We start from the raw sequence: 23,358 nt of genomic DNA, 5'->3' as shown, positions 1-23,358 counted from the left end.
CCTTCCGCTACGTCGCCCTAGGCGCGGCCGGGCGGGCGTCGCATCATCTTCCAAAGCAGAGGCGGAGCGGATGAACAGACCCCTGGACGGCGTGCGTATCGTGGCGGTCGAGCAATACGCCGCCGGCCCCTATGGCACCCAGCTGCTGTGCGAGCTGGGCGCGCAGGTGATCAAGATCGAGGCCCCGTCCCTGGGCGGCGACATCAGCCGCGGCCTGGGCCCCTACTTCCTGGGCGAGGCCGACAGCCAGTTCTTCCAGACCTTCTCGCGCGGCAAGCAGTCGGTCGCCCTGGAGATCAAGACGCCGCAAGGCCGCGCCGACTTCGAGCGGCTGGTGGCGGGCGCCGACGCCGTGGTCAACAACCTGCGCGGCGACCAGCCGGAGAAGCTGGGGCTCCGCTACCAGGACCTCGAGGCGATCAACCCCGCCGTGGTCTGCGCTCACCTGTCCGCCTACGGACGGGGCAACAGCCGCGAGGCCTGGCCGGGCTATGACTACCTGATGCAGGCCGAGGCCGGGTTCATGACCTTGACCGGCGAGCCGGACGGGCCGCCGGTGCGCTTTGGCCTGTCGATGGTCGACTTCATGACCGGCTCGGTGTTCGCCCTGGGGATCGTCTCGGCGATCCTCGGGGCGCGGGCCAGCCGGGTGGGCTGCGACATCGACGTGTCGCTGTTCGACGTGGCCCTGCACCAGACCTCCTATCCGGCGGTGTGGGCGATGAACGAGGGCCACCACGCCGGTCGCCTGCCGCGCGGCGCCCACCCGTCGATCAGCCCCTCGCAGCGGGTCAGGACCAAGGACGGCTGGGGCATGCTGATGTGCCAGACCGAACGCTTCTGGCTGCTGTTCTGCGACCTTGTCGACCGACCCGATCTGAAGGCCGATCCCCGCTTCCTCGACATGCCGGCCCGCCGCGCCAACCTCGACGCCCTGACCCCGATCCTCGACGCCATCATGGCCACGCGGACCGGGGCCGAGTGGATGGCCTATCTGGGCGGCCGCGTGCCGTTCTCGCCGATCGCCGACCTGGCCGACGCGCTGGACAACCCGTTCGTCGCCGAGGTGGCGATGCGCGACCACATCGACCATCCGGCCCGGCCCCAGGGCCTGGAGATGCTGGCCTGCCCGATCAAGGTCGACGGCCGCAGAATGCCCGCCGCCCGCGCCCCGGCCCTGGGCGAGCACACCGGCGCGCTGCTGGGGCCCAAGGCGGCGGGGAACGCCCGATGAAGCTCGACGGCGTCAAGGTCCTGGACCTGTCCCTGTTCCTGCCGGGTCCGATGCTGACCCTGATGATGGCCGACCACGGGGCCGACGTGATCAAGGTCGAGCCGGTCGGCGAGGGCGAGCCCAGCCGCCATATCGGCCTGGCCACCCACGGCCAGACGGTGTGGTTCCGCAACACCCATCGCGGCAAGCGCTCGGTGCGGCTGGACCTGAAATCGGCCGAGGGCCAGGCGGCGTTCTGGGCCCTGGCCCAGGAGGCCGACGTGCTGGTCGAGGCCTTCCGCCCCGGCGTGGTCGACCGGCTGGGGGTCGGCTACGACGCGGTCAAGGCGGTCAATCCGGGGGTCGTCTACTGCGCGATCAGCGCCTTTGGCCAGACCGGCCCCTATCGCGACCGCCCGGCCCACGACCTGGCCGTCGAGGCCCTGGCCGGCCTGGTGTCGCTGAACGAAGGCCAGGACGGCAAGCCGGCCATGCCCGGCCTGATGGCCGCCGACGCCCTGGCCTCGTTGACCGCCCTGTCGGGGGTGCTGATGGCGTTGCTGCGACGGGAGAAGACCGGCCAGGGCGATTATCTCGACGTCGCCATGCTCGACAGCCTGATGGCCTGGACCCCCAACGCCACCGGCCCGGTGTTCGCCGAAGGCCGCGCCAATGTCCCCAAGGCCGAACGCTCGTGGGGCGGGGCGGCGATGTTCAACCTCTACGCCTGCGCCGACGGCCAGTGGATCGTGCTGGGCGGCTCGGAGGTGAAGTTCGCGGCCAACCTGCTGGCGGCCCTGGGACGGCCCGACCTGCTGGACCACGCCCGCCTGCCGCCCGGGCCAGGCCAGGAGCCGCTGCGGGCCTTCTTCCGCGAGACCTTCGCCACCCGGACCCAGGCCGAATGGGAGGCCTGGTTCGAGGGCCGCGACGTCTGCTTCGCCCCCGTGCGGTCGCTGAAAGCCGCCTTCGACGACCCGGCCGTGGCGGCGCGGGGAATGGTCTCGCGCGACGCCAACGGCGACGCCGTGGTGGGAACGCCGATCGTGTTTCGGGATGAGCCCGGACGGGTGGAACCGAAAGCGCCGGGGTTGGACGAACATCGGGGCGAGGGGTGGCGACCTGAACCCTCTCCCAGCGGGAGAGGGAGGGGCCCACGCTGAAAGCGTGGGAGGGTGATTACGCCCTCACCATTTACCCCGGGGCGCCCTGCCGGCACGCCGTCCGACGTCTTACCCCCTCACCCTCCCACGCCTACGGCGCGGGCCCCACCCTCTCCCCATGGGAGAGGGTGCGTGTCCTCGTCCGAGTCAGCGCCGCCGGCGGGCCTTGAGCTGTTCGAGGGCGCGCAGGGCGTGTTCGGCCTGGGTCAAGGTCGCGGCCGGATCGGCCAAGGCCCCAGCCGCGATCGGTTTTGGCTGGCCAAGGCCAACCAGGGCCGCGACCTTGCGGGCCACGGTGGCCAGTTCGCCGCAGGCCTTGGCCTTGTCGCGGGCCTTGCGGATCGCGACCGGGTCGTCGCTGCTCTCGATGGTCGCCCAGGCCGCGTCGATGGCGGCCATCAGCTTGGCTTGCAGGGTCTCGCACCAGGCGGGGATGGTGGTTTGGGTCATGCGCACAGTGTGCGGCCGCCGTGAGGAGCGAGGATAGAAAACGTGCGTTTTTGTGTAAGGCATTGATCAGGTTGGGATTTTATTCTGAAGGAGCGGGGATAGACGCGGCCTTATCCCTAGTCGGGGTTCGCCCCTCTCGGTCTGTCCTCGAGATCATCCGACCCTGTGGATAACTTTTCCTGCCGCGCCGCCAGGGCCGCCTCGGCCATGGCCAGGGTGCGCCGGGCGTCGAGGCCACCCTACCTAAGTCGCGACAAGCCCGCTTCACGCAACGTCTGGACGGGCCTCGGCGGAATGTTGCACAACTTCGGCGTGACGGGCGTGGACGCCGTCGGGGGCGCTGCTTGACCTGGCTTTGCATCATCGCCCTGGCGGTCTGGATCTTCCTTCAGGACCGACGGCTGAAGGCCCTGGAGGCCAGGCTTCGCGACCTGTCGGGCGCCCCGCCCGTGGTCCGCGCGCCCGGCCCGGCGGCGGCGGTCGAACCGAAGCAGAGCCCCGTCAAGCCGACCGTTCCGGCCCATGCGCCCGCCTTGGTCGCGGAGACGGCGCCCGCCGCGTCCGTGAGCCGGCCTCCAGTCGCACCACAAGCCCCGCCCGCGCCACCGCGTCCGCCCTCTCCATCCGCTCCCCCCCTCACCTGGGCGGCGACCTCGACCTGGATGGCCGAGAACGGCCTGGCCTGGCTGGGCGGCGGCGGCCTGGCCCTGGGCGGCCTGCTGCTGGTGGTGCTGGCCGCCCAGCGCGGGGTGTTCACCCCGCCGTTCCGCATCGTCGCCGCCGCCATCCTGGGCCTGGCCATGGTCGCCGCCAGCGAGTGGATCCGCCGCCAGAACAACGCGCCCGGCGGCCGTCACGCCCTGGCCGCCGCCGTGGCCGCCGGAGCCGGAGCGGTCACCCTCTATGGCGCGGTGTGGGCCGCCCATGTGCTCTACGGCCTGATCTCTCTGCCCGTGGCGGCGGCGCTGGCCGTGACCGTCTCGGCCGGCTTGCTCGGCCTGGCGCTGCTGCATGGCGAGGCCCTGGCCCTGCTGGCGCTGTTCGGCGCCTTCCTGGCCCCGGCCCTGTCGCGCCACGGCGTCTGGCCGCCCCTGGTCGAGGAAGGCTACGTGGCCCTGCTGGCCGTCACCGGTTCGGCGATCGTCGCCCTTCGGCGCTGGGCGCGGGCGGGCGTCGTGACCCTGGCCGGGCTGGCGGTCTGGATCCTGATGGCCTTGATCGCCGTCCGAGGGCCCAGCGTGTCCGTCCTGCTGGTCCTGGCCCTGGCGGGGCCGGTCGCGGCCGTGCTGTGGCGACGGCGGGTCGACGACGCGCCCCCGGCCCGGGACCTTCTGACGCGCCTGCCGACGATCGCCCTAGTCACGGTCAGCGTCGGCGCCTTCGGCCTGTGGCTGGCCGAGAGCGGGGAAGGAAATCAACCGGTGACCGCCGCGCTGCTCGGCGGCCTGCTGATCGTCGCGGGCGCCGCGATGACCGTCCCACGCCTGGCGCCGCCCCTGGCCTTCGCCGCGCCGGTGGTCGTCGCCACCCTGGGGCTGTTGTTCATCCTGACCTCCAGGCGGTTCGTCGAGGATTCTCCGCTGATCCTCGGCCTGCAGGTGCTTGGCCTGGCCGGCGTGATGGCCGGCGCGGCCCTGGCCGGCGCCCTGCGCGGCCCGCCCGGGAACCGGACCCCTCTGCTGGCGATCGGCGCGGTCGGCGCGGCCGCGCTGGCCACCCTGGCCTGGCCCGTCCTCGACCACCTGCCCGGAGAGCGGGGCGGCCTGATCGCCGGCCTGACCGCCGTGCTGCTGGCGGCCGGCGCGGTCCTGATCGCCCGGCGCGTCGAGGACCCGCGCCGCGATCCCGGCCTGGGCCTGTGGATCGCGGCCGCCGCCGAGCTGGCCTTCCTGACCGTCCACGCCACGGTCGCCGACCACCTCGAGCCCGCCGCCATGGCCCTGGCCGCCCTGGCCCTGGCGGCGATCGCCAACCGCCTGGCGTGGCGCGGCCTGGCCGCCACGTCGACGGCCGGCGCCGTGGCGGCCCTGGCCGTGATGCTGCGGCCCGGCTTCGTCGCCGACGCTTCCAGCGGCCAGCTCGCCCTGCCCCTGCTGGCCCTGGTCACCGCGCTCGCCGCCGGCGCCCTGCTGGCCGCCGCGCGGATCGTCGGCGGCAAGCTGGCCGAACACCGCACCGAGGCCGAGGCCCTGTCGACCGGCGCCCTGCTGGTTCTGCTGACCGGCCTGTTCCTGATGCTGCACGCCGGCCTGGCGACCGGCCATCCCGCCGACCATGGCCAGGCCCTGCTGGAGGCCTCGCTGCGCACCGCCCTGATCCTGGCCGCCGGCCTGCTGCTGGCGGTGCGCGGACGCCCCGACGACGGCCCGATCGCCAGGTGGCGGCTGATCGTGGTCGCCAGCCTGGGCGCCCTGCATGGCCTGGCCACCGGCGGCCTGGTGCTGAACCCCTGGTGGGGCGCGGGCCATCCGGTCGGCGGCCCGCCGCTGCTCAACGACCTGCTGCTGACCTTCCTGGCCCCCGCCCTGCTGCTGGGCGCGATCGCCCACCGGCGCCCCGACGCCCGCGACCGCTGGACCCGGGGCTGGACCGTCGCCGCCGCCGTCTTCGCCCTGCTGTGGGCCGTGACCGCCACGCGCCACGCCTTCCACGGCGCGGCCATGGACGTTGCCGCCATTGGCCGGGCCGAGGCCTGCGCCTACGCCGTGATTGGCCTGCTGACCGCCCGGGCCTTCCGGATGCGTCGCCTGGACGCCACCCGCGCGGCCTGGCTGTACGCCGCCGCCCCCGCCGTGGGCTGGACGGCGCTGGCCGCCGCGCTGCTGGTGTTCGGCTGGCTGGCCAGCCCGTGGTGGGGCCCCTCCGAGGCGCCAATGGCCTCGTCCTGGCACGTGGCCCTGGTCCTGGCCCTCTACGCGGCCGGGGCCGGGGCGGCCGCCAGCCTGCGGCGAGGCGGACTGGCCTTCGCCCGCGTCGCCCTGTGCGTGGCGGTCGGCGTGCTGTTCGCCTTCGTCACCCTGCTGGTCCGCTGGGTCTTCCACGGGGCGGACATGCGCGACGGCCTGGATCGCGGCGGGCTGGAGACCTGGACCTTCTCGGCGGTGTGGGCGGCGTTCGGCCTGGTGGTGCTGTTCCGGGCCTCGGCCCGCGAGGACGTCGCCCTGCGCTGGCTGGGCCTGGTCGTGCTACTGGTCACCGCCGCCAAGGTGCTGCTGTTCGACATGGCCACCCTGGACGGCGTGGTCCGCGCCGCCTCGTTCCTGGCGGTCGGCGCGCTGTTCATCGCCGGGGCCCTGGTGGTACGCCGCCTGAACGCCGCCCCCAAGACTTCTCCCGACGCCGACAGGATCACCGCCCCGTGACGCAATCTCCAACCCTCACCCGCCGCGCCGCCGCGATGTTCCTGGGCCTGGCCGCCGCCGCGCCGGCCTTCGCCGCGCCCAAGACCTATCCCGTGGTCGGCAAGGTCGAGCGCCTGGACCCGGCGCTCGACGCCCTGATCGACGCCGAGGCGCCGGTCGAGCAGGTGCTGGACGGCTTCACCTGGAGCGAGGGTCCGGTCTGGGTCGGCGGCGCCGACGGCTTCCTGCTGGTCTCCGACGTGCCGGCCAACAAGATCATGCGCTGGTCGTCGTCACGCGGCGGCGAGGTCTGGCTGGCGCCGTCGGGCTATGCCGGGCCCGAGACGAACAGCCTGCGCGAGGCCGGTTCCAACGGCCTGATCCTGGCGCGCGGCGGCCTGGTGGTCGGCGACAGCGGCAACCGCTGCGTCTCGCGCATCGATCTTGCGACCCGGAAGAAGACCGTGCTGGCCGCCAGCTTCGAGGGCAAGCGGCTCAACAGCCCCAACGACCTGGTCCTGGCCCGCGACGGGGCGATCTATTTCACCGATCCGCCCTGGGGCCTGAAGGGCGACTGGGCCTCGCCCTACCGCCAGACCGACTATTCGGGCGTCTATCGCCTGGGAACCGACAACGGTCTGACCCTGATCGACAAGACCATCGAGCCCAACGGCATCGGCCTGTCGCCCGACGGCCGCACGCTCTACGCCACCGACCGCAAGTCCGGCTGGGTGGCGTGGGACCTGGACGCCCAGGGCCGCCCGACCGCGCGCCGCCAGTTCGTCGACCGCGCGGCCACGGGGATCAAGGGCGGCGACGGTCTCAAGGTCGACCGGGCCGGCAACCTCTGGGCCTCCAGCCAGGACGGCGTTTCGATCTTCACCCCGGCCGGCCAGCGGATCGGGATCATCCGGGCCGACGCGGTGATCTCCAACTGCGAGCTGGCCGCCGACGGCCACCTCTACATGTCGTCCAACCACCGCGTGCTGCGGGTACGGGTGAAGGCCCGGAAGCTGGCGGTCTGAGCGGGACGCCCCCGCCCGTTGTCATCCCGGCCGTAGCGAAGCGGAGAGCCAGGACCCAGGGCAACCGCGGTGCGCCGCCCCCCGGGGTCCCGGCAGATCGGCCGCCATCTGGATCGGGCTGTAGAGCACGACATAGAGCGCCAGCTGGACCGCCAGGGTCGACTGGCCGCGCCGGGTCTCGGCTTCATTCGGAGGCTGCGCTCCAACCAGCGGGCAGGTCGTCTTGGCTCGTCGCTACAGACCCGGTTGCCCGACGCCGGCGCCCGGAGGGCCTATGCCTTGTCGTATACCGACAGCAAGCTGATCGCCGACTTGCGGATGTCCGGATCCGGGCTTTCGGCCAAGGGCCGTATCTCGGGCAGGCACTGGACAACAAGGCCGCCGATCTCGGCGGCCACGAATAAGCCGTCACTGACGATGCCCACATCATCCGAAGAGAGCATGTCCTTTCGAAGCTTGCTCAGGTCGTAACCGTCCAGAAAGCACTGAGCGAGATCGAACAGGGCATAACCCTCATGGTCGGCGTCGATCACCTTCCTGTAAGTTTCATCGCAGTCCATCGTCGCTCACCCTCAAGGTTGGCGCGGTTGCTCCTCGCGCTTCTCCTCTATACGCCTTCGGATCCGCTCAAGTAGTTCGCGTTCATTCCGGATGCGCGTGTTGTGGCCTACGTGTTGAACATATTGACGACGAGCCTTGGCTGACCCCTCCGGGTCACCAACCACGTGGTCTCGAACGGCTTGCTCCCGAACTCCGATGCTGCCCTCGAGCGCCTCGGCGCTCTCCTCAAGATCATCCTCGGCGATGTCTTCGGCCTCTGGGAGTGTGCCCTCGACCTTTCCAATGTCATTCGGCCGAAGGCGTGCACCGTCGCTGGGTTCCGCGGTTTCGTTGCGGTGGGTGAGCTTGCCGATCAGCGACTGGGCGCAGACGCTGTTGGACAGGCACAACACCACCATCGCGGTCTGGCCGGTCGTGACGGCGGCCTGGCCCGCGGCGTCACGGCAAGTGTGGCTGCTCGCGCAGGCCACGGCGCCGAGCCCCACGCCGGCCCCGACCACGGCCCCAAGGCCCCCGGCGCAGGCGGTTTCGGAGGTCACGAGGCACCCGATCGCCGCGCCGGCCCTGGCCGCGGCCATGGCGTTCGTGCCCTCGGGATCGGACTTGTTCACCGGATCCGCGCCCACATAGGCGTAGAGGTTCAGGTCGTCATCCTGCCCGATGGGATCGGTCTGCAGGAACCAGCCGCGTTCCGGATCGTAGAAGCGGGCCTTGTAGTAGTAGAGCTTCAGTTCCGGCAGGGCGATCTGGCCGGTGTATCGGAAGCGCGAGCCAGCCGCCCAGTTGTCGCCCGGCTCGCCATAGGGGCCGTAGCTATAGACCTGTTGCCCGACGCCGGCGGCGTCCGACCAGCCGATGATCGAACCCTGGCGATCGGCGTGAAGGTAGCGCGGGCTGGAGAGGCCGCCGCCCTCGTACCAGATCAGCGGCTCATCGACCCCGACGCCATGAACGTAGCGACGGATCAGGACGCCGGTCCCGTTGAATTCGCCGATCAGGCGCCCACCATCGTAAAGGAATTGAGTGACCACCCCATCGATCGTGGTCTTGCTCAGCCGTCCCAGCGGGTCGTACTCGATCGCGGCGCTGTGCAGACCGGAGGCCGAGGTCAGACGATTCTCGCCGTCGTAGGCGAAGGTCCGCCAGCCGTCGTTGGTCAGGCTGCCGTTGCAGTCGTAGCCCTTGCCCGTCTCCGCGCAGCCGCCGCCGCCGATCGTGACGATCGCCTGGTCGCGGTTGACGCCGTCGGCGGTGGCGCTGAGGTTGCGGCTCCATCCCTGGTACAGATAAGCGCCGTCGACCTGACCCCGACCCGACAGTTGGCCGGCCGGGTTGTAGTTGAACGTCTCGCCGAAATCGCGATCCGTGCCCGTCAGGTCCATCGTCCAGTCGGTCAACCGGCTTCCGGCGTCATAGCCCGTGGTGGTCGTGGTATCGACGTAGCTGCTGTCGGGGTTGAAGTGGCGTCCCGTGACCTTGATGCGTCGCACCATGTCGTCATAGCCGAACAGGACATGGTCGACACCGATGTCGACGGACTTGGGCTGGTTGGCGAAATTGTAGTCGTAGGTCGCGCCGGTCCCGTCCGGCCAGGTCATCGAGGTGCGGTTGCCGGCCCGGTCGTAACCGAAGCCGACGGCCCGACCGAACGTCGTCTCGGCGTTCAGGCGGCCAGCCGTGTCGTAACCATAGGCAACCTCGGCGCCGGTCGCCTGGAACTTCACCGACTTGACCTTGTCGGTCAGGTCGTAGGTGTAGAGGACGGCGGGAATCCTCGCCCCGCTCTTGCCGCTCAGGCGGTTGAGCGCGTCATAGGCGTAGATGATCGTCGAGCCGTCCCGCTTGCGCAGCGAGGTGCGATTGCCGCCGGCGTCATAGCCATATTCCTCGAAGTCGGTCTCGCTCCAGACGCCGCTGCCTCGCGCGGTCGACGGGAAGTTCTGCTTGGACAGGCGATCAAAGCCGTCATAGCTCGATAAGGTCATGTTGATGTTGGCGTCCCGCACCGTCCGCGGCTTGCCGTTGTCGGTGTAGGTGTAGGCCGCATAGGTTCGCAGGTCGGAGGTGCCGACAGCCTGGAGCTCCTCCTTCAGCTTGCCGGTGTCGTTGTAGACCTTCTTCGTCACACGGTCGGGGCCCTGGGCGGCCGTGGTTTGCGGCGTGCAGGGGTCGGAAATCGACGTCGGCGTGTAGTAGGCGGCGAAGTTCGCCAGATCCATGCGGACTATGGTGCACACTGGACGGTCGGCCGCGTCGTAGCTGTACTGGGTGAGGGTCGCTGTCGCCGTGCCGGGCCGGGTCTGCACCTGGATCTTGTTCCCGGCGGCGTCGTAACGGATAGCCGTCGTGTCGATGGCGGTGAAGTTGGACCCGACCGTGTCGGTGACCGTCCCGGCCTCGATCTTCGTCAGCTGACCGTCGTTGTCGTAGGTGTATTTCTCGGCCAGCCGCTTGAGTACGCCCCCGCCGTCGGGGTCGGGTCCGATCTTCATCGTCAGCCGATCGGCGTTGGCCTCCCAAACGTAGTAGCTGGTGACGTCCGTCGCTGACTGGGCTCTCGCGGGTTGAGTCGCCAAGCCGCAACTGATCGCCAGCGTCGCGACCAGCCAAGGCGCCATCTTCATCATCGTCCCCATGGTTCGACGCGCCGTCAACGATCTCATTGGAGGCACGCCGACGCCCGCGAATCCGTCACGGAAATCAGGCGGCCCTTACCGTCGAACTTGAAGCAACTGACCAGGTTCAACCGCGAAGCGCCGGAGTCCTCGGTCGCCGATTTGAGGACGAACTTGTTGGTTTGATCGTAGTCGTAAGTGGTCACCCGGTTCAGGGTGGCTGAAACCCGCTCGGTCTTGGACGCCAGCATGCTGAAGTTTGTGCTGTCGACGCCAGTCCAGGTGGAATAGGCGTAATCCGTTCGCGGACGGGTCGCCCCCGCTTCGGCCGAAGGCCGCTCGATAGACTTTAGATTGCCAGTGTCCAGGTCCCAGTCGTATTCCGTGGTCGCGTCGCGGGCGTCGGTCTCGGTCTTGGTCTTGTTGCACGACGCCCAGTGCCCACAACTCCAGACCGAGGCGCCCTCCATATAGGTCTTGGAGGCCACGAGATCGCCGGCCAGGGCGTTGCACGTCTCGGTGGTCCGGCTCTTGGGCAATTGGCAGATTTTCACCAGATTGCCGCGCACGTCGTAGCCGCGTTCCTCGACATTGCCTTCCGGCATCACCGTGCGGATCCGGCGACCCGCATTATCGTAGGTGTAGACAGTCTTGCGCTGCAGCGGGTCGATGGCAGCGACCTGGTTGTCGCGCGCGTCGAATTGGCTGGCTTGGATCAGGTTCGTCGGGTCAATGACTTCGCCCAGCGCCACGCCCCCGCCCGGCGCCACTCGAGCCGGGAAATATTGCGTGAAGTGGCCGTTGGCGTCGGTGAAGCGCTGGGCCCGTCGCGTGCCGTCGTACTGGAAGGCGACCGATGGCGACGACAGGTTCGACGAGACGTACATCGCCGTCAAGCGGACCGCCGGGATGGCCTGGGTTCCGACTAGAGCCTGGTAGTCGGCCCGGGTCTGCGAGCCATCAGCCGCGATGACTTTGGTGCTGTTCGCGGTCAACGGGCCGAGGCCGAAATCAACGCCCTTCTCGCGGAACCGCACCGTACGTGAAGTATCGTCGGTCACGACCAGATACTCGGTGGTGTATCCATCGGGATCGCTGACATTCGCGGTCTCGATCTTGGTGTCGAACGACAGGAACCGGCCCTGCGAGTTCTGGACCTTGGTGAGCACGCTCAACTGGGGACGCGGGGGTGAGGAGTCGCCGCTCACCGTCGAGGTGAGGTCGTCGACCACCTTGTAGGTGAAGGTCAGCTTGTCGCCGCTCGGAAACAGCCATTCGTCGATGCGAAAGCCGTTACCGCCCCACAGGGTGTTGTAGGAGGGGGCATTGCTGATGCCGACCGAGAATTTCTGGATCGAGCCGTCGCCGTTGGTCAGTTGCAGCGTGCCGGCATAGTAGGCGAAGTGGTGCCCGCTGGAGTCGATCACCTCGGTGCGCGGGGTTCCGCCCGCGACCAGAAGCCCAGACTGACCCGGCGGGGCGGCGAAGGCGCCGTTCGGCAGCCGTGTAAAACGCCGCGCGCCCTCGATGTCGCGAACGACCACCGAATTGCCCTGGATCTGGTCGGCCAGCCAATTGGCGACATAGATCTGGGTTGCGCGCTTTTGGAACGTGGCGTTCAGGTTCAGGTCGCGCAGCGTCTGGATCGCGGCGATCGCGTTGGCGGCGTTACGGGCCGAGTTTTCGCCGAGCGCCTGGTCGCCGTCGCTGACATAGGCGGCGTTGACCTCGAAATTGTGCCGCCATCCCAGGCGCAGATGCGAGGCGGAATTGCCGTAGCCGACCAGAACCGGAAAATTGATGAAGGTGTTCCGATCAACGTGATACCGCATCTGGACATCCGAAGAGTCGTACGACCGCCGAAATTCGAGCTTGCGCGGAAAATCGCCACTGCCCACCGTCAGGTCTGGCTTGAGGTCGAACTTCAAGACTCCCGAGGCGAGGTTGACGTTCGGGCTGAAGGCCTGCCGCTGGGCGCTCGCCGTCGGATTGTCGGGCAAGGGGGTGAGCGTCGACGTGCCCTTGAGCGACGCCGTGCTCACATAGGCGGTCCTCGCCGCGCCGGTCTTGTAGCCCAGGAAGGGCGACCAACCCAAAGTGTAGTAGGAATTGGTCTGTCCCAGCGTGCCGATGTCGCCGTCCTTCGGCACGATCAGCTTGTACCCCTCGGCGGCGTAGCTCCGCAGGATGGACTTCTCGCTGGAGGCGCCGTCCGAATAGTTGACGGTCGAGGCCAGCACGGTCTCGAGATTTGCCGCATCGGCGTCGTAGAGCTTGACGCCCTTCTGGTTGATCAACTTGAACAACGCGACGGAAGACCCGCCATTGCCGCTGTCCTGCGACTGCTCGACCGCGCTGCCTTCGAACGTGTTGAGCAGGGTCGCGGTGCTCAACGCGCTGGCTTCGCGATCGGCGGCGATGGAGGTGCGGCTGGTCGTGGCGTAGGTCGTCTCGCCATTGACGAAGAAGCCGTATCGAGTGTCCACCACGGTGCCGATCGTGTGGTGCATCTGGGTTTCGGTGCGATTGACCGCATCGACGATCCCGGCCGACTGGGTCGATTGCGACAGCCACTTGGCGACGATCTCGGGGATACCGATCTGATGCAGGATCAGCGGGCCGCCGTTGGGAAACATCGATCCGGCAACGAGACGTCGATCGGAGACCGGCTCCTTGCTCCGCGCCATCGCGGCCATCCGCTCCACCTGGCCGCGTCCGGTCTCGCCCCAGCTCTGGATGATGTAGATCGGATTGAAAACTCCGCTTTGAGTGGGGTAGTTGGCGTCGAAATACTGGGTTTTGCTTACCGTCTGATCAAGGTAGACGCCGCCTTCGGCGGCGTAGGGGTGGTTCGCCTCCAGATCGATCGTCACCCAGCTGGACGGTGCGCTGAAGTTTGCGACACCAAGGACCATGATCTGGTTGGTGTCGGCATAGGCGCCCAACATGTTCGAATACAGAACGCCGGCATTGATCGGGGCATCCGAGCCGGCCTCGCGCTCCAGGAACAGCGCCGAGCGCCGGTTGAAGTTCGAGCCGTTGGCGGTGCCGTTGAGCGTCGCGCCGACATGAATCCAGTTGCCAGCCACTTCGTCGGCGTAGAGCCAGACCGATATGGCGTCGAACGAAATGCGGAAGCGGCTGCGGAAGGCGTCGGGGATCTCGGTGGTCCATACCCGGTTGGCGCTGGCGGTATAGGGCAGGCTCGCGGCCGGGATCGGCGTATAGGCTTGGTCGATCGTGTGGCCGCCGGCGATTTCCACTAGGCTGGCGGTTGGCGCGGACGTCTCGACATAGCTCTGGACGCCACGCGCGTACTGGTTGAGTTTGACGCCCAGGGCCCCGGTATCGACATGCTGTACGTAGTTGGCGACGCCGTCGTTGCCTTGATAATAGGTCCCGACGGGAATGGCCGCCGCGCGGGCCAGCTCGCCGCAATTGGACGCCGAGGCCACGCCGCAGTTCATCGCCGCGGGCAGATCCACGCCGCCCCGGTTCAGACGCTTCTTGTATGACGGGTCATAGAGCTTGTCGCCGGCCACGACCCAGACGTGGCTCAACGTCACGGTGGAGACGGCGCCCGAATAGGCGCAGGATGGTACGGTCGATCCGTTGATCTCGGCCGGAACGCCGCCATCCGCGAGAAGACGGCATGCCGCGTCGGCCTGGGTGATCCCGGTCCAATCGGCGAATTGCGCCCCCGTCAGCGTGATCGTTCCGGCCTGGTAGCCCGCTTGCTGGCCGCCGGCCCGCAACAGTTCGACCATCAGCTGCGCCTGATCGAAGGCCGTACCGGAAGCGTCGAGCAAGGAGCCAAATCCGCCCTTCGAAAGGCCGTAGCGAAACTCTGTCGCGACGTTGTTGCGAACATGATTCGCGGTGCGCATGGCGAAGTCGTCCAGCGACAGCGTTCCGCCGCGGCTCAGCGATCTGGCCAGGTCCCGGATAGCGGTGGGACGCCAGGGCGTGCAGGCGCTGGCCGAAAGGGCGCAGAGCCCGTTCGTATGGGCCGTTCCGTTTCCATAATAGCCCTCGGCGATGCTGGGACTGACCAGCATGCCACTCGCCAGCCTGACAGAAGGAACATCTGCGCGAGCCATGCCGGGGGAGAAGCAGAGGGTGGCGAAAGCCAAGGCCCCCAAAGCCGCCACGCGTATCAATCCGCCCATTTTGAACTCACAGCTTGACCTTGAGGGTCCAGGCTTAGGGCACAGCTTGCGATGTGGTCAACCTAGGGATTTCTTGACCGGAACCCTCTACCCATTCCGCCATCGAGTTTGGGTCTGGTTGAACGTCGACCGCTGAACATCCGCTCCTCACCCCTTCGCGCCGGTCTGAGCGTCGATCACCGAACTCTGGCGAGGCTCGGCGAGTCAGTCTCGACGCCCGCCAAGATCGACATGCCCGAGAGCCGACGCGAACTCTGGAGGAGCTATTCGGCCGCGTCGTGTTCAACATCCTGTCGGGCAACACCGACGATCATGCTCGTAACCACGCAGCATTCTGGGACGGCAGAATGCTCTCACTCACGCCCGCCTACGACATATGCCCGCAAGGCCGAACCGGGGGTGAGGCCTCCCAAGCCATGCTGATCAACGGCAATAGGCGGCTGAGCCAACTGACGATATGTCTCGAAGCTGCACCGCAGTTCCTTCTTTCGGCGGAAAAGGCGCGGGAGATCATCGATACTCAGTTGGCGGTGATCAGGGCGCGATGGTCGCTGCGGAGAGCTTGGCGGGTTTTGAGGTCACCCAAGGCGGTCTTCCGGCACGGGGACAGCCCCTCGGGTTGGGGCGATCGGGCCGCGATCGGCTAGCGGATGGATGGCCTCAGCCGGCCTTCACCACGAACACGAACACCGTCATGGCCACCAACATGACCACCGTCAGGCCAGCGAGCTGGGTCCAGAACGCCTTGAGCATCGCGCGCTCGATCGCCACCGTCTGCGCCTCGATGGCGGCGACGAGGCGGTCGCCAGGTTGGGGCGTGGGCGTGGTCTGCGAAGGCGTCATCGGCGGGAACCTTTCACCCCGCCAACAGTTTTGAACAAATCTTTGAAAGCTGAAAACCATTCTTCGATGATTTCATCACGCAAATCATCGCAGTGCCTCCAAAATACATTTTCGGATGTCTTTGCATCTACAATTTCTAAGTCTGCCTGGCCTTCAGGCCATACAGTTATACGCGCCCATGCAATGTCGCTTTCAAAGTCGACCCAAGCACCCGAATTTGGAGCAGTACTCCAGTTATCTGACCGGACTACGAATTCTACCATTTCGTGTATTTCGCTTGCGTGAACCTCAATCCAGAGGTCGATGATTTGAGCTCCAGACACCGCTAATTTCCTCCTCGCACGCGAATATCTTCCACCTTGGGCATTTGAGGAACCGGTTCACCTCTCCTCGCCGCCAGCCGCCCTTCGAGCGAATTGGGACCGACGATCTTTGCCCAGCCGTTCGATGTCGGCTTCAGAGTGCTGGAAGGAACCGAAAACTCCACATACAGACTCCCCTTTGGAGCAGCTTTAAACGCGCTTGCTGATGCAGGCATTGCTACGTGTGTAGTTCCACTGAGACTTTCCTGGACAACACCACTCTCCACCATCGCATTGAGCTCAGACTTCGCCATCCACCTTCCGACAGTAGTCAAAGCCGGCTGAGCAACCTTACCCGCAGTAAATTCAAGTCCCCCAAGGAAGAATTCAGCGGCGGCGACCTCCAATTTAGTCAACTCTATTCCAGCACGATATTGGGCGCTTCGGATCGACGCTCCCATTACCTCCTGCTTATCGCCGCCATAGCTTTGGACCTGCTCACCAGATGGAGGCGGCGCTGTCCGTTGGAACGCGTCGACCAACCACTGCGGCAGTTCCGCCGTCCCAGTCGGATCGCTCTTATTCAGCGGATCATTCCCCACGTAACCGTAGAGGTTCAGCCCGTCGCCATAGCCGATGGGGTCGGTTTGGAGAAACCAGCCCCGCATCGGGTCATAGACCCGGGCCTTGTAGTGATAGAGCTTCAGCTCCGGCAGGGCGATCTGGCCGGTGTAGCGGAAGCGGCTGCCGGTCGCCCAGTTGTCGCCGGGCTCGCCATAGGGGCCGTAGGTGTAGGTCGCCTGGGCGACGCCCGCGGCGTCGCTCCAGGCCACGATCGAGCCCTGGCGGTCGGGATGCAGGTAGCGGATGTCGCCCAGGCCCGCGCCCTCGAACCAGACCAGCGGCACGTCCGTGCCCACCCCGTGCAGGTAGCGGCGCAGCGGCGTGGTCGCCGAGCCGCTGAACTCGGCCGTCAGCTTGTCACCGTCATAGAGGAACTGGGTGACGACGTTGTTGATGTTGGTCTCGCGCAGCCGGCCCAGCGGATCGTAGGACAGGGTGGCGCTGGCTGGACCGGTCACCGTCGTCAGCCGGTTCTCGCCGTCGTAGGTGAAGTCGCGGGTGTTGTCCCTGATCAGGTTCTGATTGAGGTCGTAGCCGCCGATCGTCACCAGGGTGGCGTCGCGATTGAGGCCGTCGGCCGTGGCGGCTCGGTCGTTGCTGAAGCCGGTCCACCGGTAGAGGTCGTTGCCCAGGGCCTCGCTGACCAGCTGGCTGGCCGGGTTGTAGCCCAGCGTGTCGCTCTGGTTCTTGCCCGCCCCGGTGAAGGTCAGGGTCCAGTTGGTCGGGCGGTTGCCGCTGTCGTAGCCGAAGTGGTCCTTGGCGTTGCTGGCGCGGTTGAGGTCGCCGCGCCGGCCCAGGTCGTCGTGGATGTAGGTGATCGAGGCCGCCCCGGCCGCCACCGACTTGGGCCGGCCGGCCGCGTCATAGGCGTAGGCCGCCTCGGACAGGTCGGGCCAGGTGACCTTGGTGCGGTTGCCGGCCGCGTCGTACTCGAACTTCAGTTCGCGGCCGTAACTCTTCTCCGAGGTCAGGCGACCGGCGGTGTCGTAGCCATAGATGATCCCCGAACCGCCGATCCCGAACGTGATGTCGGTCGGCTTGCCGGTCAGGTCATAAGCGGTGTTGACCGTGGCGATCCTGGAGCCGCTCTTGATCGTCATACGGTTGAGGGCGTCGTAGGTGTAGCTCAGCCCGCCGTTGTCGCGCTTGCGTTGCCAGGTCTTGTTGCCGTTGGCGTCGTAGCCGTACTCCTCGAAGTCGCCGCCGGTCGCCGCCTGGGCCTCGGCCAGGGTCGCGCGGCAGGCCAGATAGTCCTGGTTTGGCGGGGCCGGCGGGCCGTTGGAGACCGCCGACGAAACCGCCACGGCCGGGAACTCCTGGCGGCACAGCCGGTCAAAGCCGTCATAGCGCAGGGTGGTCAGATTCTGGCGGGCGTCCTTGATCGAGGCCTGCTTGCCGTTGGCCGTGTAGCTGTAGGTCGCGTAGGCGCGCTGGTCGGCCGTGCCCAGGGCCTGGATCACCTGGGTGACCTGGCCGGCGGCGTCATAGACCGTCTTGGTGATCCGGTCGGGATTGGCGACCGCCGCCGGGGTCGCGCAGGCGTCCGGCCGGTCGGTGGCGGTGTAGAGGTCGGCGAACAGGGTGGCGTCCATCCGGACCCGCGAACAGACGGGGCGATCGTCGGCGTCGTAGCTGATCTGCGTCAGGGTCGGCGCGGTTCCAGCTGCGTAAACCTGGGTCTTGTTGCCGGTCGCGTCATAGCGGACCCGGGTGGTCTGCTCGGCCGCCCAGTCGGTGACCGTGACCACGCCCGTCGCCGACACCGCCACCGCGGTCACCGTCCCCACGTCCGTCTGGATCAGTTGGCCGTCGTCGTCGTAGGTGTATTTCTCCGCCCGCCGCTTGGCCGAGGCCGTATTGTCCGGACGCGGGTTCGACCCGTCCGGGTCGGGACCGATCTTCATCGTCAGCCGCCGCTGTCCGTCCCACTGATAGTAGGTCGTGTAGTCGTCGGCTATCTGGGCGTGGGCCGGCGCGGCGGCGCTCAGCGCCAGCCAGCCTGTGAGCAGCAGCAGCGCCGCGACCCTCCAAGCCCTACCGGCCGCCGAAGTGATGATCGCGCGGCTCATGGGCAGGCTCCCGCGCGCGGATCGGTGACCCCGATCGGGTTGCCCACCGCGTCGAACTTAAAGCAGGTGATGGAACTGGCCGCTCCGCCCGGATCAACCGCCGCGCTCTTGAGCACGAACTTTTTGGCCGCGTCATAGGCGTAGGTCGTCACGATGTTCTGGCTGGCCGAAACTTTCTCGGTCTTGCGGCCCGGCAGCCGCAGGGTTCCACCGTCGGTTCCCGCATAGCTGTCGTAGGACAGGTCGGTCTGCGCGCCGAGCGGCTTGACGACCTTGGTCATCTGCCCGGTCGTCGAGTCCCAGGTGTAGGTTGTCGTATTGTTGCGGGCGTCGGTCTCCGTGAGCGGCTTGTCACAGGTGTATATGTTCACACACGACCAGACTGTGCTGCCCTCCATGTAATTCGTCGTCGCGGTGAGGATCTCCGATCCGGATTTCGAGATGTTGGACTCAGTCTTTAGATTCGACCGGACGTCGTAGGTGTAGGTCGCTGAATTACTTTCTGGATAGGTGACGCCGATCAGCCGCTGTGACGCATCATAACGCTTGGTGATCTTCCTATGCAGGGCATCCTCTGAACTCAGAAGGCTGTTGTAGTCGTCGAAGACGTGTCGCTCCACGTCGCCGCCCGGGGACACCACTTCAGTCACTTTCAAAGTTTCGTCACCGATCGAACCTTCGAAATACTTGGTCTCTCGACCGAGAGGGTCCTTGATGGAGCTCAGGTGGAACACGTCGTCATAGGTGAACAGGCGATACGGTGTGGTTGAATTGCTAGGCAAGTACCATCGGCGCAGGCGATAGCTCGATTTGACCACCACGGAGGGATTGGGGGAGTCATCCCCCGCCGCGTAGCTGTAGGTCTCGACAGTCTGATCCGGTCGCGTGACCTTCAGGGTGTTGCAGGCGAAAATCGCCGGCATGGCCAGGGTTTCGGGATAGCTGCTCGGCAGCTCCGGATGGGTCCACGGACAGTCACTAAGCGCGTAACTGACAGTCCGGCCGCTATCATCGACGATCGATTGGATCGATGATGATGTATCTCCGCCCGTAACGAAGGTCAAAGACCGCCCAAGGTTGTTGTATACCGACGTAAGGCCACGGTTGTTATAGGTAAAATTTACAACAACACCGTTCGAAAACTCCCACTTCGAGGGGTGAACAAGATTTCCAGTGGTTCTATTCACGCCACCAAGGGTCTTTCCGGGACGGACAAGTGTCATCGTGGCTCCATCGGAGCCGGTATATTTGATTTCTAGATTGTGATAAGTAAAAGCTTGGACTTTCGAATCAACCATTCTCACGATGCGATCCCCGGAAAGGGTCAGTTTCGCGGTCGCCCCGGACGGCGCCTGATAGGCCCCGCTGGGCAGCTTGAAGAAGGTCTGGACGTCCGGCCCCGTGGTCAGGGCGATGGTGTTTTCCTGAACCTGATTGACAAGCCAGTCGCCGATGAACATCGCCGTCAACCGTCCGCCAAACGACTCGCTGAGGTGAACCCCCTGCATGACCTCGATGGCCGATAGGACGGTCGACGCGTGCAGGAGAGATTTTTGCCCAAACGCGAATGGAACGTTCGGCCGAATCTCGGCCGAGATGAGAAAGTTGTTTGACCAGCCGCCACCGACAAGCGGGCCCGAAGCGTCGAAGTCTTCCCCTCCTGCAGATGAGCCCACAACCTGCAATCGGGTCCCGGGCGCACTGTAGCTACGCGTGATCTGACTGTTCTGCAGAGACCCGGCGCGGCTCGTCATTTCCCTTACCGAGGCGCCTGAGTCATAGGTGCGCATAAATGACAGACTCATAGGGAATTCGCCGGCGCCGGTCGTGATATCCGGCGCGGGCTTGATGGTCAGCGCCCCACGGGCCAAGTCGACGCTGTAATAGCTCTTCTGCTTGAGGCTATAGTCGGCGCGTTCGATGCGCGGCGTGATTTCCGGAATTTTGACGCCTTGGCCCTTGAGCTCGTTGCCAATGAGATAGGAAACTTTGCCGTCCCGATAGGCGAGGCTGGGTTCGGTTTCGGCGTACAGACAGGTTTGGCCGCTTACACTACCGTTGTCGGGGTTGGCGGCGAGCGTGAAGCATCCCGTGGTCGAGTTCTGCGGAAGGATGAAATCAAAACCCTCTCCTGCTCCCGCTATGATCCTCGCCTTATCGTCGGTGGTGTAATTCTGAGTCTGTAGCAGCGCAGCGCTCGCCTGAGCGCTGGTGAAGTTCATGAACCGGATGCCCTTCTCGTTCGCAAGCACGAAAAGAGACGGGGCGCTTGTGTGAACCGCCGCGTTCTCGATAGCGGTCTCGAAGATGGAGTCCAGCAGGGCGACCGTCTTGAAGCTGGCCGTCAGGGTCGCGGCATCCGAAGTCGCGGATTGCAACGAGAGGGAATGCTGGGCGCTGATCGTGCCGAAGTTAATCAGACCAACAACATGGTGCCGTGTCACCGGCGTGGAAAACGCCGCTCCTACCGCGCCCTCCACGAGGGACTGCTGAGATCGCAAAATGCCTATGGCTGCCCCAGATTCAGGCCTGACGAGAGAGGCCGATGTGCCCAACACGGCGTTATGCTCGACCTCGAGGTCAGCATAGGCTTGCTGGGCGGCCAGACCGGAGTCGCCGAAGCCGTCCACGATCGTGACGGCGTTGCGCGCCACATCGTATACGACCAAGTTTCCGCTATCGTCCGCATAGACTCCGCCATTGGCGGCATAGGGATGATTGACCGAAAACCCCATCATGGTGGTGCTGTCTTGGACGCCCGTCACACCGCCAGCTCGGGTCTTGAGGGTGACACCGCAGGTCGTGCAGGAATAGGTCGCGATCTTTACGCCGTCCGAATACAGGCCGTAGTTCCGGATCACGAGAACCCGGTTCGCCGCTTCGTCGCCGAAGAAGGTGTATGATTGACCAAAAATGGTCATCGTGAACGTTGCCCTGTACTGATCAGGCACGCCACAGGTGCTCGCGGCGGCGTCACAGTTCCAGGTGAACTGGGTCGATGCAATGTAGGGCAGCGACGCCGAAGCGACGGGACTGAAGCTGGCGTCGATCTTCTTCTGGCCAGTGAAGTCCGAAAACGACATGTTGGCGTAGGTCGTCGCGCGCAGGCTGGCCTCGGTTTGGGTGGCGATAGCGTTCATCCCGGCGGTCACGCCGCCGGCGTTGACGTTCTGGACATAGGGGATCGCCATCGTTCCCAGCACGCCAGTGGTCGCGCCCGCCATCGCCTGCGTCGTCACGGTCGCGGCGCAAGTGGTCGCCGCGCAGCCTGTGACCGCGCTCAGCGCGACTGGCGTCGCCAGACGATGACGCTTGAAGGACGGATCATACAGCTTGCCGTTCGTCTGCACCCAGACGTGCGTCAAGGTGACGGTGGAGAGATCGCCCGAGACTAGAGCGCAGTCGTTCGCGCCGTTGACCGTCGCCGGGACGCCGCCGTCGGCTAGTAGCTGGCACGCGGCCTTGCCATCGACCGTGAAGGTTTGGGCGACGGGATCCAGGCCTTTGATGAGGCCTGTCCACTGGCCGAACTGCTGAGCGTTCAGGGTGATCGTGCCCGTCTGGAACGACGACGACACCCCACCCGCGCGCAGCAGGCGCACCATCAGGTCGGCCTGATCGAACGGCGTGCCGGACAAGTCGATGAGCGCGCCCCGCCCCCCCTTGGCCAAGCCGAAGCGGAACTCGGTCTTGATGTTATTGCGAACGTAGGCAGCGATATTGGAAGCGTACTGATCCGTGTCGATTTGGCCAAGACCGGCCGTCAGGCGACTGGCGCCCAGTGACCGGGCCATGGCCTTGATCTCCGGCGGGGGAGTCGTCCAGGCCAGCACGCCATCGCTGTGGGCCTCCGCACCGCCATAGTAGTTCCAGGCGTCCGCGGGCGTCACCAAAGGCGCCGTCAGGAGCTTCACCGCAGGCAATGCGGCATAGGCCGCCGGTCCGCCGACCATCGCCGCGACGCTCGCGGCAACGATAGGCAGCAGCTTGGCTCTTCTCATGAAACCCCCACCCAGGTTCGAAAATCAACCTAAAGCTTCATGCGAAAGAACAGAGAAAAATCTCACATTGTCAAGCTTGTAAGCAGATCTGAACCGCCTCCGAAATGACGCGCCAAAAGCTCCCTGGCTCCGCAACCGGACATCGCCCTCGGACCCGGTTTCTGACTCGTATCGAATTCGCGGCCCTGCAGCGGACGGCGCCCAACTTCCTCAAACCCATGCTCGTGCTGGCGGTCGAAACCGGGATGCGGCGCGAAGCGCTACTGGGTCTGACAGTGAGGGCGATCGACCTCGAAAGGAGAGAGATTTCATCTCGATAAGACGAAGACCAACGCGCCACGCCGCGTGCCCTTAGTGGACACAGCAGCGGTCACAGTCGAAAGCCTCCTGCACACTCCCAACCGACCGACGTCGCCCTACCTGTTCTGCAAATCCGATGGCAGCCGTTATGTGGACCCGAAGAAGGCATTCGCGTCAGCCTTGAAGGCAAGCGGAATCAAAGACTTCCGTTGGCACGACCTTCGCCACACCTTCGCGTCATGGTGGGTTCAAGGGGGCGGTGACCTCTACCGTTTGAGCGGGGTTTTAGGCCATTCGACGCTCCAGATGAGCGCCCGATACGGCCATCTTCGGACCGACGATCTGCACGACGAACTGCGGACCTTGGCACAAAAGTGGTCACAGGAGCGTCAGACCGAGGCTCCTGAACTGTCTGCTGAATTGTCCGAAGACGGTTGCTCGCGACCGCCCGAGCCGTTGAATGGCAACGGTTCTCAACGGTCTGGCATGTCGAAGAAAGATGGCGCGCCCGGAACGATTCGAACGTCCGACCCTCAGATTCGTAGTCTGATGCTCTATCCAGCTGAGCTACGGGCGCGCACTGCCTTTCGGCAAGGCGGGGGAGATAGCCCGTTCACCGGTGGGGCGCAAGCGGGTTTTGATGCAGACGGCGCGAAGTTTGTGGAGAAGGGGCTTGAGGCCT

13 protein-coding genes, 1 tRNA gene and 2 pseudogenes are annotated in these 23,358 nt (G+C 66.0%); 6 read left to right on the top strand and 10 right to left on the bottom strand.

Going from position 1 to position 23,358, the window contains the following annotated elements:
- Positions 1 to 70 precede the first annotated feature (70 nt).
- Positions 71 to 1,234 (top strand): CaiB/BaiF CoA-transferase family protein, encoded by a 1,164-nt coding sequence (locus tag ASD79_RS02540; protein WP_056719474.1) that lies wholly within the window; start codon positions 71 to 73, stop codon positions 1,232 to 1,234.
- Positions 1,231 to 2,376, top strand: coding sequence for a CaiB/BaiF CoA-transferase family protein (locus ASD79_RS02535; RefSeq protein ID WP_056719473.1), 1,146 nt, complete (start codon positions 1,231 to 1,233; stop codon positions 2,374 to 2,376). The genes ASD79_RS02540 and ASD79_RS02535 overlap by 4 nt, the downstream gene beginning before the upstream one ends.
- Before the next feature lie 147 nt (positions 2,377 to 2,523).
- Here ASD79_RS02535 and ASD79_RS02530 read toward each other — a convergent pair whose 3' ends face one another.
- On the bottom strand, positions 2,524 to 2,826 hold the full coding sequence (locus ASD79_RS02530; RefSeq protein WP_056719472.1) for a hypothetical protein: 303 nt from the start codon (positions 2,824 to 2,826) through the stop codon (positions 2,524 to 2,526).
- Between the two features lie 344 nt (positions 2,827 to 3,170).
- Here ASD79_RS02530 and ASD79_RS02525 point away from each other — a divergent pair, with 344 nt between their 5' ends.
- A complete protein-coding gene (locus tag ASD79_RS02525) occupies positions 3,171 to 6,188 on the top strand; it encodes a DUF2339 domain-containing protein (protein WP_056719471.1) in 3,018 nt (1,005 codons plus the stop codon).
- Positions 6,185 to 7,192 (top strand): SMP-30/gluconolactonase/LRE family protein, encoded by a 1,008-nt coding sequence (locus ASD79_RS02520; protein ID WP_056719470.1) that lies wholly within the window; start codon positions 6,185 to 6,187, stop codon positions 7,190 to 7,192. Before ASD79_RS02525 ends, ASD79_RS02520 begins: the two co-directional genes overlap by 4 nt.
- A 21-nt stretch (positions 7,193 to 7,213) precedes the next feature.
- Here ASD79_RS02520 and ASD79_RS24840 read toward each other — a convergent pair whose 3' ends face one another.
- The 4 genes from ASD79_RS24840 to ASD79_RS02505 all read right to left on the bottom strand — a co-directional run bounded on the left by ASD79_RS24840 (position 7,214) and on the right by ASD79_RS02505 (position 14,426).
- Entirely contained in the window at positions 7,214 to 7,402 is a 189-nt protein-coding gene (locus tag ASD79_RS24840) for a glycoside hydrolase family 97 catalytic domain-containing protein (protein WP_156400368.1), read from the bottom strand.
- 62 nt (positions 7,403 to 7,464) lie between these two features.
- Positions 7,465 to 7,725, bottom strand: coding sequence for a hypothetical protein (locus ASD79_RS02515; protein WP_156400326.1), 261 nt, complete (start codon positions 7,723 to 7,725; stop codon positions 7,465 to 7,467).
- A 39-nt stretch (positions 7,726 to 7,764) separates the two neighbouring features.
- Entirely contained in the window at positions 7,765 to 10,377 is a 2,613-nt protein-coding gene (locus tag ASD79_RS02510; RefSeq protein WP_162252328.1) for an RHS repeat-associated core domain-containing protein, read from the bottom strand.
- Positions 10,378 to 10,412: 35 nt separating this feature from the next.
- Complete coding sequence (locus ASD79_RS02505) at positions 10,413 to 14,426, bottom strand: RHS repeat protein (protein ID WP_056719467.1); 4,014 nt, start codon at positions 14,424 to 14,426, stop codon at positions 10,413 to 10,415.
- A 356-nt stretch (positions 14,427 to 14,782) separates the two neighbouring features.
- On the opposite strand from ASD79_RS02505, the pseudogene ASD79_RS02500 reads away from it, so the two are divergent.
- Positions 14,783 to 15,184 (top strand): annotated as a pseudogene (locus ASD79_RS02500) (HipA domain-containing protein); the annotation flags it as partial.
- Positions 15,185 to 15,197: 13 nt separating this feature from the next.
- Here ASD79_RS02500 and ASD79_RS02495 read toward each other — a convergent pair.
- The 4 genes from ASD79_RS02495 to ASD79_RS02485 are packed head-to-tail and all read right to left on the bottom strand — an operon-like array spanning position 15,198 to position 22,376.
- On the bottom strand, positions 15,198 to 15,380 hold the full coding sequence (locus tag ASD79_RS02495; protein WP_056719465.1) for a hypothetical protein: 183 nt from the start codon (positions 15,378 to 15,380) through the stop codon (positions 15,198 to 15,200).
- Complete coding sequence (locus ASD79_RS23660) at positions 15,377 to 15,703, bottom strand: hypothetical protein (RefSeq protein WP_156400324.1); 327 nt, start codon at positions 15,701 to 15,703, stop codon at positions 15,377 to 15,379. Before ASD79_RS23660 ends, ASD79_RS02495 begins: the two co-directional genes overlap by 4 nt.
- Before the next feature lie 2 nt (positions 15,704 to 15,705).
- Positions 15,706 to 18,375 carry an RHS repeat-associated core domain-containing protein gene (locus ASD79_RS02490; RefSeq protein WP_056719464.1) on the bottom strand — a complete coding sequence of 890 codons (2,670 nt, stop codon included), beginning with the start codon at positions 18,373 to 18,375 and terminating at the stop codon, positions 15,706 to 15,708.
- A complete protein-coding gene (locus ASD79_RS02485) occupies positions 18,372 to 22,376 on the bottom strand; it encodes an RHS repeat protein (RefSeq protein ID WP_056719463.1) in 4,005 nt (1,334 codons plus the stop codon). Before ASD79_RS02485 ends, ASD79_RS02490 begins: the two co-directional genes overlap by 4 nt.
- Positions 22,377 to 22,688: 312 nt before the next feature.
- On the opposite strand from ASD79_RS02485, the pseudogene ASD79_RS25460 reads away from it, so the two are divergent.
- Positions 22,689 to 22,997: pseudogene (locus ASD79_RS25460) on the top strand (site-specific integrase); the annotation flags it as partial.
- A 179-nt stretch (positions 22,998 to 23,176) separates the two neighbouring features.
- Here ASD79_RS25460 and ASD79_RS02480 read toward each other — a convergent pair.
- Positions 23,177 to 23,253, bottom strand: a tRNA-Arg gene (locus tag ASD79_RS02480).
- Positions 23,254 to 23,358 lie beyond the last annotated feature (105 nt).

The sequence above is a fragment of the Caulobacter sp. Root655 genome, from assembly GCF_001427665.1.
In the GTDB taxonomy this organism is placed as follows: Bacteria; Pseudomonadota; Alphaproteobacteria; order Caulobacterales; family Caulobacteraceae; genus Caulobacter.
The sequence above is the reverse complement of the archived record's forward strand: the minus strand, read 5'-3'. Positions and strand labels throughout refer to the sequence as shown.